Below are 17,404 nucleotides of genomic sequence, written 5' to 3'. Positions count from 1 at the left end.
ATTATATGTCCAGCTCCAGCGCCTTTTGTTGAGTGGTATTAACTCCTCAATGGAGCATAAATAACTAGATAAAGATACAGTTGGTATTAGTAATTATTTGAAATAAAATTCTTTTATAAATTTATTTTTCATAATAGGTATCCTCAATAAAATTGAGTAATGATCTTCCATAAAAGGGCGCTTTTCTGGAAAAAAAGGATTGTTAATATTATTGCTTTCTATACTGTTCCTTGTTCTTGACCAACATCTGTTTAAAATCCACTTCCATAAAAATAATCGATAGCGTAATAAGCATTCCTCCACCAACTAACTGAATTGTAAATGATTCAAAACCAAACGCTACTGAAAAAATACTTCCAAAAACTCCTTCAAGCATCAAAATTAATCCAGCAGATGTTGCAGAAGTATGCTTTTGTGCTAAAACCTGAACAGTTTGACCAACAAACGAACATACTATTCCCAAATATAATAATGGTACTATTGCAACAGACCAATTGATATTAGTAAGCTGTCCTTCCTCTACGAAGAAGAAAAAAAACAAACCCCCTATTGTTTGTACAACCGCAAGCATAAAAGCTACAATGCTGACATCAGTTGCTCTTGCTCCGTAGCTGAGATAAACAATAGAAGCTGCATAAAACAACGCACAAATAAAAGAATATACGTCACCGATATTTATGGTTAGTCCTTTGTTTAATATTCCAGTTAATAAAGTCAATCCAAGTAAACAAAAGGCAATAGAAACAAAGCTTTTTACTAAAAGTTTCTTTTGATATATAGCCCAAGCTAAGAAAGGTATAATTACTACATATGTTGCTGAAATAAAGGCGTTATTGGATGGAGTCGTATACTGAACACCAATAGTTTGTGTAATATAACCGCCAAAATTGAGCAATCCCGCAATTAGTCCAATTTTAAAGTCCTTAAGGGTCATTTTAAATATCTTTTTATAAAAAAATATAAGTACCAAAATAACAAAGAGAAAGCCTCTGAAAAAATTTACGAAACCCGCAGACGCATTTGCATCTAGAGCTATTTTTGTTACAACAAACGAAGAACCCCAAAGTGCAGCAGTTATCAATAGTAGTACGTTTGCCATTGATTTTGTCATTTTCATATGCTAATTCTCCTTTTCTTATTAATAAAAAAATCCCGCCTCTTAAAGTAAAGAGGCGGGAACTATCTACTCTTATACAGTTTTCATTGCCAATTCAACGATAATTAGTAACGGAATTAATTTTCCGGCGCACCCCAATAGGATTTTGAGGGTTTTTAAGAAGCATTCTTTATTAAGAATAAAATTAGCTTACGTCTTTCCCAAACAACTGCTAATTTTATTCATAAGTATTAACTTCTTTATAAATTTTTGATTCATCCTTAATTTACTGAATAATCTTAATTTATTCAACCTATATTTTGGTTATTCCATTAAGGGAGCGATTCTGCAGCAAGAATTACGCTCTCTTTATGTTAAGGGCGATTTAATGGAGGGAGAATATCAAGAAAATTGAATACTTATGGTAATGCTAGTGTAGTGTTCTTGAAAGAATGTAACTTAAACTGTAGATGCAGGTTATTTAAATTTTTGAACTAACATGAAAATAACCTTCTCTAACTTCGAAAAAAAGGCAATACCAAAGAGACCTCTTCTCCATTATTAGAAAATGGAAAGAGATACAATTCATTGATCTATGGAATCGCTTGACTGGATTAAGGTCTCTATCAGTTTTTAGAACTCTCTAACTATTTCCTGCATCTGTGGTGCAGCACTGATTTTGTGCTGTATGGATGCTTAAAGAGTTGGGTAATGGAGGTATTTACCTACTCGAAGTAAATTAAGCGATTAATTTTTAATGGTTATACTAAAAATATGAATGATTAAGATAAGTAAGGAGCGACAAGATGCCACGAAGGTCTGCACAAACAAATGAAGCGACGGAAAAGGAAAATATTGTTCATTTGCCAAATAATCAACAAAACAAAGATGAAGTTGGTAACCTTTCTCGTATGTTAGCAGCTTTGTTGGATTATCTGTCAGATGAAGAAGTAGATGAGATAGATGTCCAATACATTTTAGAAAATACGGAAGGTCTTCGAGAATGGTGGAATCTAAATCGAGAAAACAACAGGAAACTAATTGAGGAAGAAATTAGAGAATCTTTAGGCGAACTCTCTTTGGAAGAGCTTCAAAGGATCCGTGAACATATAAAAGAAAAACAGGATTGAATGTACAGCAGTTAAATTAACCTAATCCAAACAAAATTGTTTGAAGGAATCGTTGCAAAAAACATTTGCATTCTCCTTTAATAAGGGATGCTTTATTCCTCTTTAAGTAGCGGAGCAGGGTAGAGGTAGTTCAAACTTCCAAGTAAATTTGTTATATATTAATAATTGTATGTTTAATGTTTAAATCTCGATTTCCTAATTGAATCTAGACTACTTTGGAAATAAAATGATTATGAATCCTTCTAAACGAAGATTCGTGCAAGACAATTTGGAGGGGGTTATCTCATGGAAAACATTAAAGTAGGAGAAATCTTTACAAATGACCAGGGTGAGGAAATTGAAGTGCTGGCAGTCGTAAATTTGGAAGGGACAGAATACGTTGCAGTCGGCTTTGCGGAGGATCTTCAAGAAGAAATCGAGGAAGACATTGATATTTTCTTTTTAAAGGTCAACCAGGATGGAGATTTCACAGCCATTGAAAGCGACGAGGAATTCGACAGAGTTTCTTTAGCCTTTGATGAAATAATGCAAGAAGACTAATACTAGTCGGTTCTAGACAGATTCTTGTTTACCTATAGGTAAACAAGAATTAATTAATTTTAAGATTGAGTTAGTTCATATTTAAGTTGTTCTATTAAAGGGCGCTTTTCTGAAATAAGGAAAGTGCCTTTCTTCATGAAAAGGGCCAGACTGTCTAATAAGAGTGTTATTGCACAACGCCCTGAAAAAGTTTAATAAGCTATATCATTTGAGCCACTTGAGATCAGTGAAAGCCCTTCAAAAAGTACACTATTTGAAATATGCTGCTAAATCTGTCATTCGTGTTTCATAAATATGGCGAAAGAAGCATATGTAAGGTATTTAAAAGAGAGATGAAAAAGAAACGAATAAAGAACGTTAGGAATAAGTTATTCCACAATCGGGCGCGGTTTTGGGACACCCCCTTGTGATAATTAGGAAAGGATTTTTTACAACTAAATTAAACGTATAAATTTTAGATTGTTCATTAGATGTGATCAAATGAACACTCATCCATTTATTTTCTTAGCTATATCTGGTAGCTTGAGGGAAATGTCAACGAATTCAACATTGTTAAGGGATGTTAATTAAAGGGGGTTGGGAAAATTTACAGACACTACACATTAATCCATTCTCGTAAATTTGTCCCTATTGGACAAAATACTTACAGGACAGTGCTGCTAAAACAATAGCACTTCCCTATAAAAAATGAGGGAGTGAAATAGATGGCTGATATTAACGAACGGAAACGCGACGATAACGATACTGGCGAGGCGGGAAGAACTGATGTAGGTGTTGTTCCCGGGGATACTATAGCTTCTGCTCTTGATCCATTTGGTACTGTAGCAGCTGACGCGCTGGACAACAAGGCGGGAGAAGGTACCGTTGATGACGACTCTCATGGCTCAAAAACAAGAGATTAGAATTAAGTAAAGTCATTCTTTAAACGAAGGGTTATGGAATGTAGTGGACTTCCTAAATGGGAGTCCTTTTGTTTACTTTCGCACTTTCTTTGTTCAACAATCGAGCGCAATTCTTCAGTAAGAATTACGCTCTTTCTTTATATCTTAAGAGCCATATTGTAGATCAATGCTTTTAAAGAAAATTTGATTTATTGGTTAAAATTTAGAAGAGATTGTGAAATTCTGCACTTAAAGTAACGGAGCAGCAATCGTGAGATTGAGATTAGTTTATTGAGGGAGGTTAGTTCAATAAGAAAAGCATTTTTTCTTGAGGCATAAAGTTGATTTTGGGAAAGAAGAACAAGAGGATGTAACCGAAAAAGAAATTGATAAAAACTTTTATTTAAAGTGTATTAATGGTTTCAAATTATTTTGAAGTTGCCGATTTCTTTTACTATGCCCTATTGGCTTTTACGGTAATTAAAAATAAAAGCAGACGGTACCTCGAGAATCTTATACAGATTCTATTGACCACCTACTTTTAAATGAACGTAAAGTTGTTGAAGCATTTCAAATTTGGAATAGTATTACCAACTATTTTTCAAAATAATTTTACCAATCGCTTTGCCAGACTCCATGTACTCATGGGCTTTTGAAACTTCATCAAACGTAAAAATGTTTGAATCCAATAATGGACGCAACTTACCTTCCTCAACCACACTAGCAACCTTCTTCAAAATTTCTCCATAATGTTTATGCATGTCCTTGTTTAATATCTTCAACAACATAAAGGTAACATAAAGAGAAAGTCCCTTCGAATGTACGGGGGAGAGGTCATGAGTCGAACGAGTAGCAATGGCTGTTACCGTTCCATGTACCGCTGCCGCCTCAAAGGAGCGATCAAGGTTTTCACCCCCTACCGTGTCAAACACGAAGTCAAATCCTTTTCCGTTTGTATATTTTTGTACATAGTCATGAACGCTTTCCTCTCGATAATTAATTGTTACATCAGCACCAAGGCGAGTGCCAATCTCCAGCTTCTCTTGCGAAGAGGCAGTTGTATAGACTTTCGCTCCTCCCCATTTGGCTAGTTGAATGGCGATGTGTCCTACACCTCCGGTGGCTCCATGGATCAATATATCTTTTCCAGGTAAAAGCTTTGCACGATTAAATAATGCTTCCCAAGCAGTGATGGAAACTAATGGTAAAGCTGCAGCTTCTTCCATCGTCAAATTTTTCGGCTTATGAGCAAGTAAATCAACATCTGCTAGCATAAACTCTGCAAGTGCACCGCCGCAAGTACCTCTAAATCCACCCGCGCATCCAAATACTTCATCGCCAATTTTAAACTCAGTTACTCCTTCACCCACTGCTGATACCAAACCTGCCACATCTCCATGTAATACTGCTGGAAACTCGGGTGCAACGGCTGGAACTGCACCAGCACGGACTTTCGTATCAATAGGATTTACACTTGTAGCCTTTACTTGAATAAGTACATGTCCAGGTTTCAGTTCAGGTTTTGAAATCTCTTTATATTGAAATACGGATGGTTCACCAAAAGAATGAATAATTTGTGATTTCACTCTTGTCACTCCTTTTAATTCATATTATCTAAAAATAAGAAAATGTCTCATTATCTATTCATGGTAAGGATGAATTTACTATGGGCTTACCCATTTCTAAAACCATAGATAGTTAGATTTAAATAAGGCCGCCAAACAAAAAGTTCTAGATTCCAATAAATGGTAAATAATATCCCCCAAAACACTCTTTTCCCCCTTTCGAACGATGATAAAAATGATGTCTTCATGTGTTATAAGATGATCTGGTAATTTTTTTGCATAACAACTTTAATGCTTAGTAGCATGAAAATAATGAATATTTAGTTTTCCGTTTACTAAACTAATAATACTTTATATAATATAAAATTAAAAGTACGCACATTTTTGTTGAATAGTATCAAATTTGTAACATAGTATACAATTTGATACTTAAAAAGATTGGGGGATTACTATGAAGGACTATAAAACAGAAAAGTGTCCGAATACCACAGCTTGTCCTGTTGCAATTACAGTAGATGTGATAGGCGGCAAATGGAAAGGGAAAATATTATATAACTTAATTTCCGGACCTAAACGTTTTAACGAGTTAGGGAGACTTATGCCTTATACCACAAAGCGTATGTTAACATTACAACTTCGGGAATTGGAACAAGATGGTATTGTACATCGTGAAATATATCGAGAGATTCCTCCAAAAGTTGAATATTCTCTCACCGCTTTTGGGGAAACATTAAAACCTATTATCTACCTCATGCGAGATTGGGGAGATATGTACGGAAATGAGGTTTTTATGAATCGGAAAATTTCAGAAAAAGTGTAACATCAATAGGGGGCTCGATGACAGAGGATGAAAGTTCTATTGCTGTAGTTCATTTAAATGGAGGAAAAGCAGAAAGGGCATCATTTTGTTGGAAATTTGCTTTCCTTTCCGTGATAATATAGATAAATAAGACCGTCATAAAGCCGATCCTTTTTGTGGTAAAAAAAGCTCCCAAATTTTTACTCAACTTAAGATTGTGAATAACCACACTTAAACGGAGTGCTTTAGCATAATAACTGAGGAATTATTTTTGCAGCCTTTCGTGTTTTAATATTCAGTAATCGTGGGCTTTAAAGAAATAAGGGCGCAAAATGACCAAACTTTTTACAAAACTAAATATTGTACGAAATTTACACCTCGCATTTTGATCAATCTTTTTTCAAAATGTGAGGTTTCTTTGTAATAAAATCAGTGTTTGCATCACTTTTTATTAAATTTAAGAAAGGAGTGCCTTGGATTGACAGAACGAGAATTATTCGATTCTTATAACAAGGATGTATACCGTACATGCTATTACATGCTGCGGACTTAAAGATCATAAGGGGAACGTTATCGATGGGAATTATGTGCATCAGTGGAATGAAGAGCTTGGTGTATTCCAGTGTTATTTTGAGACTGATTGGGTTGTGGATGGAAAGACAGCAGATGTCGAGTTTACGATTGAGAATATACACTTCATGGGTGACGGAAAACAGTCCATCAACTATGACCCGTATAACTCCAATACACAATCGTTTCAAATTCAGAAGGATGGGATTGGTGGTTTGACCTTGAAGTCTTTCGAACAGTCTGAAGATCGTATATTGCTACAATCGGCCATTACGTTTACAGAACCTGAAATGAAGAGCAGAAGTTGGGTGCGCATACAAGCTGTCAATGGCAGGAATGAGCCTATTCAAGAAGCGGAGACATCTATCTTTGGCACCCCAGGAGCCTCTGGAGAGTATTTGAGCCAGCAAGTATTCAAGTCTGACGCTTTACGTGCTGAAGGAACACAATTTCAACTTACTTATGATCGCACATTAGGAACCGTTGAAGGTACTTGGAGTTTAAATATGGACCTGTCCAAAAAACAATTGGAAAATGGATCATTTAAGGAGACGCTAAATATCCCTTTGGGCGAGGAGCTTAGCGGAACAAAAGTCCATGAAATGACAGTTACGCCAACTCAAATTCGCCTGACTCTTGCTCATAAAAAAAAATATACCCGAGTTCCTTATTTGGACTATCAATTGGATGTAGGAGGGAATCTCTTAAACGGAGGTGTATGGAGTGTACCCGGCCAATCCAACAAAACGGAACTGCGCTTTGAAATGACCGGACTGGATCCGTCCTCCCTTGTGAATCAACCAGTAAATCTCATCGCTAAGCATCGTGTCGATGAATTTGCTGGTGATGACAATCCAATTCACTTGTCTGGCATATCGGATGAACATCAAACCTTCACGACTCACATTGAAGGGTATCCGATCACATGGACTTATTATATGGATGACAATAATCTCTATGTGGAATCCTTAAGTTCGGACCAGACATTCGGCGGTGTCAACCAAACTTATTATTTTGACGGAAAAGATCGGAGGTATGGAAAGCCTGCAATGATGGGACTACTTGGTGATAACAATAATAAGCATATGGACGTGTATGAGAATTTCGACAAGAATAAACATAGGGCACATTTTTCTAATATGGACTGTGTCTATTTTCATTTATGGGAAGTAATGTTTAGTGAAATGACTGGATTTATATGGTAAAATGAATGAAGGTAATTCGATAGAAAGGGAGAGAAGTAGTGAAAAAGTCAATTAAAATGCTTATTTTCGGGGGCTTAGGGGTACTTTTAACATTAATGGTTATAGGAATAATTTCTTTTTATTCTGTAACCGAGAATCAATTGCCCATTGAGATGGTAGCATTCAATAGTTTGACTGATGAAGAACGAGCTTTAATTCCAGCAAGCCCAAAGGATTCAATTCTAAAGAAAGTACCTATTAATGATGATATAAAATCATCAATTGATAAAAATTATGGTAAAGACCATGTTTATTCTGTTACTTTTAATAACACCGAGACTGATTCTTTTGGAGAACTTGTAGTTTTTGTTGGTTTGGATAAAAAAACAGTTCTTGGGAAAGGGTTTACCAGTAAATGAAGCTATTCTTCTTGCGTTAACGGGCACGCTTTTGTAGAGTATTCAAGATATGAAAAAGTTCAAGGAGGGCTTCTATAGGATAGATTGATGTTCTAAACAAAAATGCTTTTTATGCTCCGAACCCACGAATGCCCATTATGACTATTAACAATCCATAGCCTACAATAATAAACGAAATCATTCCCATTCCAACATATTTTAAAGAACCACTTTCTTTTGCTTTAACTCCTTTAACACCTTTAACACCTAAGACAAAACTTGTTATCCAAGCAGCAAGCCCTACGAATAAATAAGGGTTGAAAATTCCATTACTTCCTTTAGAACTCAAGTAAAATAGCAAAATCCCCGCTATGGCTAAAATGAAAGATAACACTCCATATTTCCCCTTCAAAGTATCTTCATTCCTCTCTGCTAAAAATTATTTATAGTTTAACTAAGCGTAATGGTTAATCCTTTGTTCCGCAATCGGCCATTTTGTGGAATAGCTCTTTACTTAAGATAAACGTGGAGGTTAGATTTTTTAGAGTGTGTAAAAAATAAACCCTAATTTTTCAAATAAGAATTATAGGCATTTGATATTTTACACAAGATTTCACTGAAATCCCATTTTTAAAAGATAGCACCACAAAGTTCATCTACATAATTAATCATAAGGTTTATTCTTATGTAGGTGTATTTATCTTAATGTACACGAATATTAATTTACTGGGAAAGGTTTCATGAAAACCGGCGCTTAGGAGGGTATGATTTGAATGTAATTGGAAAAAGTGTTATTCGTAAAGAGGCTCTGGAAAAAGTAACCGGAATTGCAAGATATACGAATGATTATACCTTACCCGGAATGCTTTCATGTAAAAAAGTAATTAGTCCTTTCGGTCATGCACGGATTATTTCTATTAATGCAGCGATTGCTGAAAAAATGCCCGGGGTTAAAGCAATAATAAAAGGAGGACCACATCTTCCTTTAATCGGCGAGTCAGTTCGTGATCAGCCTCTAATTGCATATGAAAAGGTCCGATATCATGGCGAGCCTGTAGCACTTGTAGTTGCTGAAACCCCCGCACAAGCGCAAAATGCTGCTAACCAAATAAAGGTCCAATATGAACTTTTACCGGTGGTCAATTCTCCAACCCAGGCTTTTCAAAAAAGTGCCCCGCTTATTCATGAACGTTTAAGTGAATATAAAAAAGATGATGTTTCCTTCCCAGTTCCCGGAACCAATATTGCAACCCATTATAAAATTCGTAAAGGGAATATGGATAAAGGCTGGGCCGAAAGTGAAATAACCGTTGAAGCACATTATTCTTTCGCACAGTCAGACCATGCTGCAATGGAGACAAGATGCGCGATCGCAGAAATTTTACCTGATGGAATCATTAACATTACCACTTCTTCGCAAGCTCCATTTATGGTTAAAAGGCTAATAGCCGATTATTTTGGTGAAGATGAGGGGAAAGTTGTTGTCCGGACTCCTTTGGTTGGTGGTGCCTTTGGGGGGAAGGCTGCAACACAGCTTGAATTGTTTGCTTATTTAGCATCAAAAGCAGTTGGAGGTAAGCCGGTAAAGGTTTTTAATGGACGTGAACAGGATATCATTACTTCTCCCGTCCACATCGGATTGGATGCAAAAGTAAAAATTGGGGCAGACCTCAGCGGGAAAATTAAAGTGATGGAAATTGGTTATTGGTGGGATGGAGGTGCCTATTCCGACAAAGCAGTTGATGTTACAAGGTCGGGTGTAGTCGATTGCACCGGGCCTTATAATGTTGATAATGTTTGGTGTGATTCGTATTGTATGTATACGAACCATCCCTATGCAACAGCGTTCAGAGGCTTCAGTCATTCGGAGCTTTCTTTTGCGATTGAAAGAACGATGGATTTACTGGCGAAGAAAATAGAAATGGATCCACTTGAACTTCGCTATATTAATGCGATTATGCCGGGAAACACTACTCCAACGAGGGTTCTTTTAAATAAAAGTAATGTTGGAGATCTGCAAAAATGTATCGGGAAATTAAGAGAAATCTTTAAATGGGATGAGGGGCCCATTAAACAAATTAACGAGCGATTTATTCGTGTAAAAGGGATCAGCTGCAGCTGGAAGACATCGACCATTGACCCGGATGCACCCTCTGGCGCCATTTTAACCTTTAATCGTGATGGAAGTATTAATTTAATGTCTGGTGTGGTTGAAATTGGCACCGGAACCAAAACCATTCTGGCGCAAATTCTTGCAGAGCGTCTAAAAATGGATATAAACAAAATCCATGTTCGGATGGAAGTCGATACCCAAACCACACCTGAGCATTGGAAAACCGTTGCGAGCCGGGGAACATTTATGGGGGGAAGGGCTGTTCTAGAAGCGGCAGATGATGTTATTCGCCAGCTTAAGGAAATCACAGCATGCGTCCTAAGGGCACCAATAGAAGATCTTGAAGTAGCCAACAGCCGGATTTTTTTACGGGATGACCCTTCAATTGGGCTAGATTTCAAAGACGTTGCTTATGGATATAAATATCCAAATGGAAACTCGATTGGAGGTCAAATCATCGGCAGGGGTAATTATATCTTACGCCACTTAAGCCTCATTGACCCCGAGACAGGTGAAGGGAAGCCAGGTCCGGAGTGGACGGTTGCAGCATATGGGGTAGAGGTTGAATTTGATAAAAGAGATTTTACCTATCGCTTAGTAAAAGCGGTGACTGTTATCGATATAGGGAAAGTAATGAACGATAAAGCTGCCCGGGGTCAGGTCATGGGTGCCATGAGCATGGGATTAGCCTTCGCAGGGAGGGAAACGTTTTATTTTGATGATCTGGGGAGGGTTTTGAACGCACAGCTTCGGACATACCGCCCGCTTCGCTACGGTGAAAATCCCGAATATTTAGTTGAATTTGTTGAAACTCCTCAGCTGGATGGACCATACGGTGCACGCGGAGTTGGTGAGCACGGGGTACTAGGTATGCCCGGGGCACTTGGGAATGCATTGTCCGTGGCCGCTGGTGTTTCGCTTCATAATCTTCCCTTAATTCCAGAATTGATTTGGAAAGCAAAGGAGAATCAATAAAGTATATCCATGGAAAGGTGTACAGTACCATTTAAAGGTCGTCATTTATGATGCCTTCTTTTTTGTTAAGCTGATAAATGAGCCGATAAATATTTTGTCCTTCATCGCAGTAAAGGGGATTAGAAACGGGGATTCAACAATAATTGGATGAGCAAAAAACACCGTAGCAATACGTGTATTTTTGAGTCAGGCGCAATTGCCAAACAAGAGTATTCGCGAGATTAACCGTTTCATTAAGAAGCGGTTTTTCTGATTTTATCAACAGCAAGAATCGCCTCCAGTTTAAAAATACGAGTTTGTTTTTTAGTTAGACAATATGCTATTACATAATTGTCGTTAACAGCTTTAACAAGAATAGACCTTTTCGAAAATACATTATCTTTATTACAATAAATTATTTCCACTAGAAATTTCTCTTCATACGCTCTTGCCAGTAATCGATTCAAGCAGCCATCCTCCTTTATTTATAAAAACTATATACGAACAATCGTTCTGTTGCAAGATGAATAAATGATTCGTGACCGTGGATTGAAAAAGTGGCGGCCGGTTAAATTTAGTTAATAATTTATAGGATAGTTAGTTTAACATGAAGGCAAATTATCCTTTTTTATTTACATAATTGATTTTATAAAAAAGGGTTGAGATTTAAGTTTAAAAGTATAATATGGAAATACAAGTAGGAACATTAGTTCTGTCTTTGGGGGAGTGTAGCCTCGGTGCGAGGATACCACTCCGCAGAAACGATAGTTTCGAGGACCTTAAGAAACAACAATAACGATAAACATTATAAGTAAAGATAATATTAAAGATAAACAATTGGCAGGTGATTTTCTTATGAGGGTTCAAAAAATACCAGTAGATAATAGAAATGCTTACATTCTATTGGATTCAGAAGGTTTACCTGTTGTAGCAGTTGCCAAGTATATGAAACACCTCCATAACAAGGAGAGTAGCAGCAACACCTACTGACCTACTGTACGGCTTTAAAGCACTACTTTACATATTTAGAACAGATAGGAATACATTTCCAACAAGTCAACTTTGAAGTGCTATCTAACTTTGTTGCTTGGCTTAGAAATCCATATGAGAGTAATAAAGCCGTCCCTTACAGAAAAACAAAATCTAAACGCTGTGAGAAAACAGTAAATAACTATATTAGTGCTATAACTAACTTTACGGATAGAAAGCCAAACAGGCGTATGAGTATTGATAATCTGAGATATATTATCAAACGCATATCAAATCGTGCTGGGATAAAAAAGAGAATACATCCTCATCAATTACGACACAGCTATGCTACACATATGATTAACAATGGTGCGCCACTTGAAGTGATTCAGAGCTTACTTGGTCAAGAGAAGAGTGAGACCACCAAAATATATGCTCAGCTAAGTGGGAAATTGAGACACGATTTTTATTGTAAATATTTTTGAAAGTTATATAAGTTAAGCTTTAGTCGAAATCGAGGCGCGCATATAAAAGGGCGTGTCTTTTTGTTATCGGGCCAGATTGTGGAATAAGAACAATAAAACGAAATTGTATATTTAGGTTAAATCATATAGAAAAGATTGTGGAAAAATGTACATATGCTAACAGACAGTTAGTTGAAGAGGATATTTTATGAGGAATCTTTGAATAAGTAGATAAGTAACTAAATACATATAATGTAAAATTAAATTCATTAGCTCATGTATGGTTTTAATATTAGAAATACCTTTACCCAAATGGAAGTTAAGGAGAAATCTTCATGAAGGCGATGGTATATGATAAGTACGGAACGACAGACGTTCTTACACTCAAAGAAGTAGAAATACCTACTCCACAGGAAAATGAAGTACTGGTAAAAGTCCATGCTGTTTCCGTGAATTCTTGGGATTGGGACCTCCTAAGAGGTAAACCATTTCTGGCTCGTTTGGGAGGATTGCTAAAACCAAAATACATGATACTCGGTGCGGACATAGCAGGGCGAGTTGAAGCCATTGGCAGAAACGTAAAACACCTTCTTCCAGGCAATGAGGTATTCGGGGACATCTCCTGGTGTGGCTGGGGTGGATTTGCAGAGTTTGTATGTGTGCATGAAGATGCACTATCCTTAAAACCATCTAGTATGACATTTGAACAAGCAACGGCAATTCCACAAGCTGCTGTCCTCGCCTTGCAGGGACTACGCAATAAAGGACAACTTCAGGAGGGGCAAACGGTTTTAATTAACGGTGCCGGTGGAGGTGTGGGCACGTTTGCTTTGCAGATTGCCAAATTACATGGCGCTAAAGTAACTTGTGTAGACAGTACCGTTAAGTTGGATATGCTGAAGGCGATGGGTGCAGACAATGTTATTGATTATACTCAAGAAGATTTCACCAAAAAGAAACAGTTCTATGATCTGATTCTCGATGTTGTAGGAACTCGGTCAATCTCCGATTACAAGCGTATATTAAAACCTAAGGGCAAATATGTTATGGTGGGAGGCTCATTGTCTCTGATTTCCGAGTTTTTGCATTTTCCACTATTCCGCAATCGGGCGCGATTGCGGAAGATCGAAGTTAGAAAATGATCAAACTTTATCTCAAAGCAGGAACATATTGGATATGTTTCAACCCGCGTTGAAGCTGTTGCTAAATTAATATTGAAATAGATAGAAAAGGGTACCCCAGTAAAATTTTACTCATTGGGTACCCCTTAATCTTTATTTAAAACACTTTTGTAGTCCAATCCTCACAATTCCAAATTTCGGTTGCAATTTCTTGATAGAAATCAGGTTCGTGGGATACCATCAAGATACTTCCGCGATATGCTTTTAAAGCACGCTTCAATTCTTCTTTTGCGTCCACATCCAAGTGATTGGTAGGTTCGTCTAAAATTAATAAATTCGTCTCTGTGTTTAAAATTTTACACAAACGAACTTTGGCCTTTTCGCCACCAGAAAGAACTTCGATTTTACTTTCAATATGTTTCGTCGTTAATCCACATTTTGCAAGAGCAGCACGGACTTCAGCCTGATTCATACTTGGGAACTCGCTCCAAATCTCTTCAATACAAGTGTTGTAGTTGGACTGTTTAGCTTCCTGTTCGAAGTAACCGATGTATTGATACTCACCACGTTCTACCTTACCCGAAATCGGATTAATCAAACCAAGGATACTTTTTAAAAGAGTAGACTTACCAATACCGTTTGCACCAACGAATGCAATTTTTTGTCCGCGTTCCATTTTCAAATTCAAAGGGCGAGAAAGTGGTTCATTGTAACCAATAACAAGCTCTTCAGCCTCGAAAATCCAACGACTAGATGCACGAGCTTCTTTGAAGTTAAACTCTGGCTTCGGCTTCTCTTTTCCCAATTCAATAACTTCCATCTTGTCGAGCTTCTTTTGACGAGACATCGCCATATTACGAGTCGCAACACTAGCTTTGTTTCGAGCAACAAAATCTTTCAAATCAGCAATTTCTTGTTGTTGACGCTTGTAAGCAGACTCTAGTTGTTGCTTCTTCATTTCATAAATTTGTAAGAATTTATCATAGTCACCAACATAGCGATTCAATTCTTGGTTTTCCATGTGATAAATCAAGTTAACAACTTTGTTCAAGAATGGAATATCATGTGAAATCAATATAAAGGCATTCTCATATTCCTGTAAATAGCGCTTCAACCATTCGATATGCTGTTCATCCAAATAGTTCGTAGGCTCGTCTAGTAATAGGATTTCAGGCTTTTCTAGCAGAAGCTTAGCTAGCAAAACTTTTGTACGCTGTCCACCGCTAAGATCATCTACATCTCGATCGAGTCCAACATCGTCTAACCCTAGACCACGAGCAACTTCCTCAACTTTTGAATTAATTTGATAGAAATCATTACTATCTAAAGATTCTTGTAGCTCTCCAACTTCAGCAAGCAATGCATCGATATCAGCACCTTCATCACCCATTTTTGCATAGAGTTCATTGATCTCTGACTCAGCATCAAATAGATATTGAAAAGCAGTACTCAAAGCTTCACGCATCGTAGTACCTTTTTGAAGTACAGCATGCTGATCTAAATAACCAACACGAACCTTTCGTGACCACTCGACTTTCCCCTCGTCGGGTTGCAACTTCCCTGTAACAATATTCATGAAAGTAGACTTACCTTCACCATTTGCCCCTACTAGTCCTACGTGCTCTCCTTTTAAAAGTCGAAAAGACACATCATTAAAAATTGCACGATCACCGAAACCATGACTTAACTTTTGTACGTTTAATACGCTCATTTTTTTATCCCCTTATCTAATGTCACATGTGGATATCTTACTAGATTTAGACTAGATTTTCTATCTTGAAGTTATTTTTTGTGCAAAATGTAATTCGATTTTTGGGCTAAATTAAAGTCTGCCCCTTTTTTAAAAATGATATTTACTTGGGCTTATCACGTAAGAGTCTATTATACAACCAAACCAGGATGTAAGATATGAGGTATTCCCAAGTGGGAATAGTTGTACAAAAAATGAAAGAATCGGTTGAGTTCTAAACCAAAATTAAAGGGTGTACAGTCCATAGGCAGGGCCGAGATGAAACAGTCCAGTACACTTTGTTAAAATCAAGAAATCAAAAAAATGGGTTGCTACATTTTCCAAATGACTACAAGGTGACAGCAGATGGAGCAATCAGCCATATTACCTTTAGTGTAGGAAACATTTTAGAAGGAAAACTAAAAGAAAATGGAGCCAGTTTATCTACAGATATACCAATGGAAATTTTGGATGGGATTAAAATTTGCTTTTTTACAGGACTAAGCGGTGAATGTATCGAGTTACTTCAATTACCAAGCTAAATTTGTGTTTGAAAAAACCTCAATTAGAATATAACGGCGAACCAACTCGTTAGTAAAATAATTTTTTAGTTGAAGAATAGGATAAATTTTAAACGATCAATTTTATTATTTGTTCTTTCCTCTAATCTAGGAAGCGGGTCAGTAGGGTAGCTAGTCCCCAAGCTAAGTAATGACGAATAAAATTGGGAAACAATGAATTAAGTTATATTAATATACAACGAGAAAAATGTAGAATTTTGTTAAGGTAGAAATTATCCATTGAAATAGCATATCAATAGTAAATTTAATCAAATGTTTGTTTATTGAATTTTTGAAAAAGTGGGATTGATAATAGATATTAACTTTCTATTTTTATTGGTCATATATTATGATTTTAATATGACACATTAGGGGGTTAGGAAATGGCGTTGTCTGCGATTTATTTACGTTTATCAAGAAATGAGGAACAACTAGATATTGATGAAATTTTAACAAATCATCGAAATGCTCTAATCAAACTTGCAAAACAACATAAATTAACATATGACGTTTATCAGGAAATTTCGAGTGGTGTCAACACACAAAGACCTCAATTGACCCAGCTGCTAAACAAATTAGATGAATATGACTATCTTTTGGTAATGGATATTGACCGGATTTCTCGTGACAATTCATATGCCGAACAAATAAAAAAGATGTTGATAGCACAAGACATAAAAATTCTTACACCACAAGGGGCAATTGATTTGACCCAAGAAAGCAATGAAATGTTATTTTCGTTCCAAGCTATGTTGGCAAATTTTGAGTATAAGCAAATTAAAAAGCGTTTGAGTCGGGGGAGATTAGCAGCAGCAGAACAAGGAAGATGGACAAACAGTAATAAGGCACCATTGGGATATGAAAAGGACAAAAATCAAAGATTGGTCATTGTTGAAGATGAAGCAAAAATAATTAGGTACATATTCCAAAAGACACTGGAAAGAGTTAGTGCAAACGAAATAGCCAAACAATTAGATATGCTTGGCTGGAGGAGTAGAAGTGGAAAGGTATTAACAACTTCGCATATCTCATCAGCAAGAAGAAATGTTGTTTATTATGGAGTAGTCGAAGCTAGTAGAAGGGTAAACGGGAGAGTGGTTGATCATGTATTTAAAGAAGATGCTCATGAACCGATTATATCAAAGGAACAATGGTTAGAAGTTCAAAAAATACTTGATGAAAACACTACAAGTAATTTCTTTAATAAAAGGAAAGCAACCCGAAAATTACAGAACTTAATTTTTTGCAATTGCTGTGGGAGAAAAAGGTACATTCAACAGATGGAACTGGAACAAATTTTATCAAATCTTGTTATTACAAAATAAGTAATA

The 17,404-nt window shown here is 36.6% G+C and carries 15 protein-coding genes and 1 pseudogene; 11 read left to right on the top strand and 5 right to left on the bottom strand.

From position 1 onward, the window contains the following. Nucleotides 1-208: 208 nt before the first annotated feature. Nucleotides 209-1,117 (bottom strand): DMT family transporter, encoded by a 909-nt coding sequence (locus F7731_RS18520; protein WP_151536276.1) that lies wholly within the window; start codon nt 1,115-1,117, stop codon nt 209-211. A 785-nt stretch (nt 1,118-1,902) separates the two neighbouring features. On the opposite strand from F7731_RS18520, the gene F7731_RS18515 reads away from it, so the two are divergent. The 3 genes from F7731_RS18515 to F7731_RS18505 all read left to right on the top strand — a co-directional run bounded on the left by F7731_RS18515 (nt 1,903) and on the right by F7731_RS18505 (nt 3,668). Next, complete coding sequence (locus F7731_RS18515) at nt 1,903-2,226, top strand: hypothetical protein (protein ID WP_151536275.1); 324 nt, start codon at nt 1,903-1,905, stop codon at nt 2,224-2,226. A 285-nt stretch (nt 2,227-2,511) separates the two neighbouring features. After that, nucleotides 2,512-2,766 (top strand): DUF1292 domain-containing protein, encoded by a 255-nt coding sequence (locus tag F7731_RS18510; protein WP_151536274.1) that lies wholly within the window; start codon nt 2,512-2,514, stop codon nt 2,764-2,766. Between the two features lie 704 nt (nt 2,767-3,470). After that, nucleotides 3,471-3,668, top strand: coding sequence for a hypothetical protein (locus F7731_RS18505; protein WP_151536273.1), 198 nt, complete (start codon nt 3,471-3,473; stop codon nt 3,666-3,668). A 566-nt stretch (nt 3,669-4,234) separates the two neighbouring features. Here F7731_RS18505 and F7731_RS18500 read toward each other — a convergent pair. After that, nucleotides 4,235-5,233, bottom strand: a complete 999-nt coding sequence (locus tag F7731_RS18500; RefSeq protein WP_151536272.1) for a zinc-dependent alcohol dehydrogenase family protein — start codon at nt 5,231-5,233, stop codon at nt 4,235-4,237. A gap of 430 nt (nt 5,234-5,663) precedes the next feature. Here F7731_RS18500 and F7731_RS18495 point away from each other — a divergent pair, with 430 nt between their 5' ends. From F7731_RS18495 to F7731_RS18480, 3 genes are all read left to right on the top strand, one after another. Then, nucleotides 5,664-6,032: a winged helix-turn-helix transcriptional regulator gene (locus tag F7731_RS18495; RefSeq protein ID WP_151536271.1), complete on the top strand. Its 369-nt coding sequence runs from the start codon at nt 5,664-5,666 to the stop codon at nt 6,030-6,032. A 566-nt stretch (nt 6,033-6,598) separates the two neighbouring features. Next, on the top strand, nt 6,599-7,786 hold the full coding sequence (locus tag F7731_RS18485; RefSeq protein ID WP_246197310.1) for a hypothetical protein: 1,188 nt from the start codon (nt 6,599-6,601) through the stop codon (nt 7,784-7,786). Nucleotides 7,787-7,824: 38 nt separating this feature from the next. After that, nucleotides 7,825-8,184 (top strand): hypothetical protein, encoded by a 360-nt coding sequence (locus F7731_RS18480; RefSeq protein WP_212031215.1) that lies wholly within the window; start codon nt 7,825-7,827, stop codon nt 8,182-8,184. 109 nt (nt 8,185-8,293) lie between these two features. Here F7731_RS18480 and F7731_RS18475 read toward each other — a convergent pair whose 3' ends face one another. Further along, nucleotides 8,294-8,557 carry a hypothetical protein gene (locus F7731_RS18475; RefSeq protein ID WP_151536270.1) on the bottom strand — a complete coding sequence of 88 codons (264 nt, stop codon included), beginning with the start codon at nt 8,555-8,557 and terminating at the stop codon, nt 8,294-8,296. A 375-nt stretch (nt 8,558-8,932) separates the two neighbouring features. Here F7731_RS18475 and F7731_RS18470 point away from each other — a divergent pair, with 375 nt between their 5' ends. Further along, nucleotides 8,933-11,251 carry a xanthine dehydrogenase family protein molybdopterin-binding subunit gene (locus F7731_RS18470; protein WP_151536269.1) on the top strand — a complete coding sequence of 773 codons (2,319 nt, stop codon included), beginning with the start codon at nt 8,933-8,935 and terminating at the stop codon, nt 11,249-11,251. Between the two features lie 233 nt (nt 11,252-11,484). Here the strand turns inward: F7731_RS18470 and F7731_RS18465 are convergent, their stop codons facing one another. Continuing rightward, nucleotides 11,485-11,697 carry a WYL domain-containing protein gene (locus tag F7731_RS18465; protein WP_151536268.1) on the bottom strand — a complete coding sequence of 71 codons (213 nt, stop codon included), beginning with the start codon at nt 11,695-11,697 and terminating at the stop codon, nt 11,485-11,487. Between the two features lie 681 nt (nt 11,698-12,378). Between F7731_RS18465 and F7731_RS26585 the strand changes: the two are divergent. Together F7731_RS26585 and F7731_RS18455 are read left to right on the top strand one after the other, a co-directional pair. Then, nucleotides 12,379-12,684 (top strand): annotated as a pseudogene (locus F7731_RS26585) (tyrosine-type recombinase/integrase); the annotation flags it as partial. A gap of 314 nt (nt 12,685-12,998) precedes the next feature. Further along, complete coding sequence (locus F7731_RS18455; RefSeq protein ID WP_151536267.1) at nt 12,999-13,805, top strand: NAD(P)-dependent alcohol dehydrogenase; 807 nt, start codon at nt 12,999-13,001, stop codon at nt 13,803-13,805. 136 nt (nt 13,806-13,941) lie between these two features. Here F7731_RS18455 and F7731_RS18450 read toward each other — a convergent pair whose 3' ends face one another. Next, complete coding sequence (locus F7731_RS18450) at nt 13,942-15,495, bottom strand: ABC-F family ATP-binding cassette domain-containing protein (RefSeq protein WP_151536266.1); 1,554 nt, start codon at nt 15,493-15,495, stop codon at nt 13,942-13,944. Between the two features lie 317 nt (nt 15,496-15,812). Here F7731_RS18450 and F7731_RS18445 point away from each other — a divergent pair, with 317 nt between their 5' ends. Next, nucleotides 15,813-16,055 carry a VOC family protein gene (locus tag F7731_RS18445; protein ID WP_151536265.1) on the top strand — a complete coding sequence of 81 codons (243 nt, stop codon included), beginning with the start codon at nt 15,813-15,815 and terminating at the stop codon, nt 16,053-16,055. 401 nt (nt 16,056-16,456) lie between these two features. Then, entirely contained in the window at nt 16,457-17,398 is a 942-nt protein-coding gene (locus tag F7731_RS18440; RefSeq protein WP_246197305.1) for a recombinase family protein, read from the top strand. The last annotated feature ends 6 nt before the right edge of the window (nt 17,399-17,404 follow it).

It is taken from the genome of Cytobacillus depressus (assembly GCF_008923245.1).
In the GTDB taxonomy this organism is placed as follows: Bacteria; Bacillota; Bacilli; order Bacillales; family Cytobacillaceae; genus Cytobacillus; species Cytobacillus depressus.
This window is presented reverse-complemented; position numbering and strand designations above follow the sequence as displayed.

Bases quoted from the DNA above. Each gene is read 5' to 3' on its own strand.
- F7731_RS18520 (WP_151536276.1), bottom strand. From the start codon at position 1,117: ATGAAAATGACAAAATCAATGGCAAACGTACTACTATTGATAACTGCT.
- F7731_RS18515 (WP_151536275.1), top strand. From the start codon at position 1,903: ATGCCACGAAGGTCTGCACAAACAAATGAAGCGACGGAAAAGGAAAAT.
- F7731_RS18510 (WP_151536274.1), top strand. From the start codon at position 2,512: ATGGAAAACATTAAAGTAGGAGAAATCTTTACAAATGACCAGGGTGAG.
- F7731_RS18505 (WP_151536273.1), top strand. From the start codon at position 3,471: ATGGCTGATATTAACGAACGGAAACGCGACGATAACGATACTGGCGAG.
- F7731_RS18495 (WP_151536271.1), top strand. From the start codon at position 5,664: ATGAAGGACTATAAAACAGAAAAGTGTCCGAATACCACAGCTTGTCCT.
- F7731_RS18455 (WP_151536267.1), top strand. From the start codon at position 12,999: ATGAAGGCGATGGTATATGATAAGTACGGAACGACAGACGTTCTTACA.
- F7731_RS18450 (WP_151536266.1), bottom strand. From the start codon at position 15,495: ATGAGCGTATTAAACGTACAAAAGTTAAGTCATGGTTTCGGTGATCGT.
- F7731_RS18440 (WP_246197305.1), top strand. From the start codon at position 16,457: ATGGCGTTGTCTGCGATTTATTTACGTTTATCAAGAAATGAGGAACAA.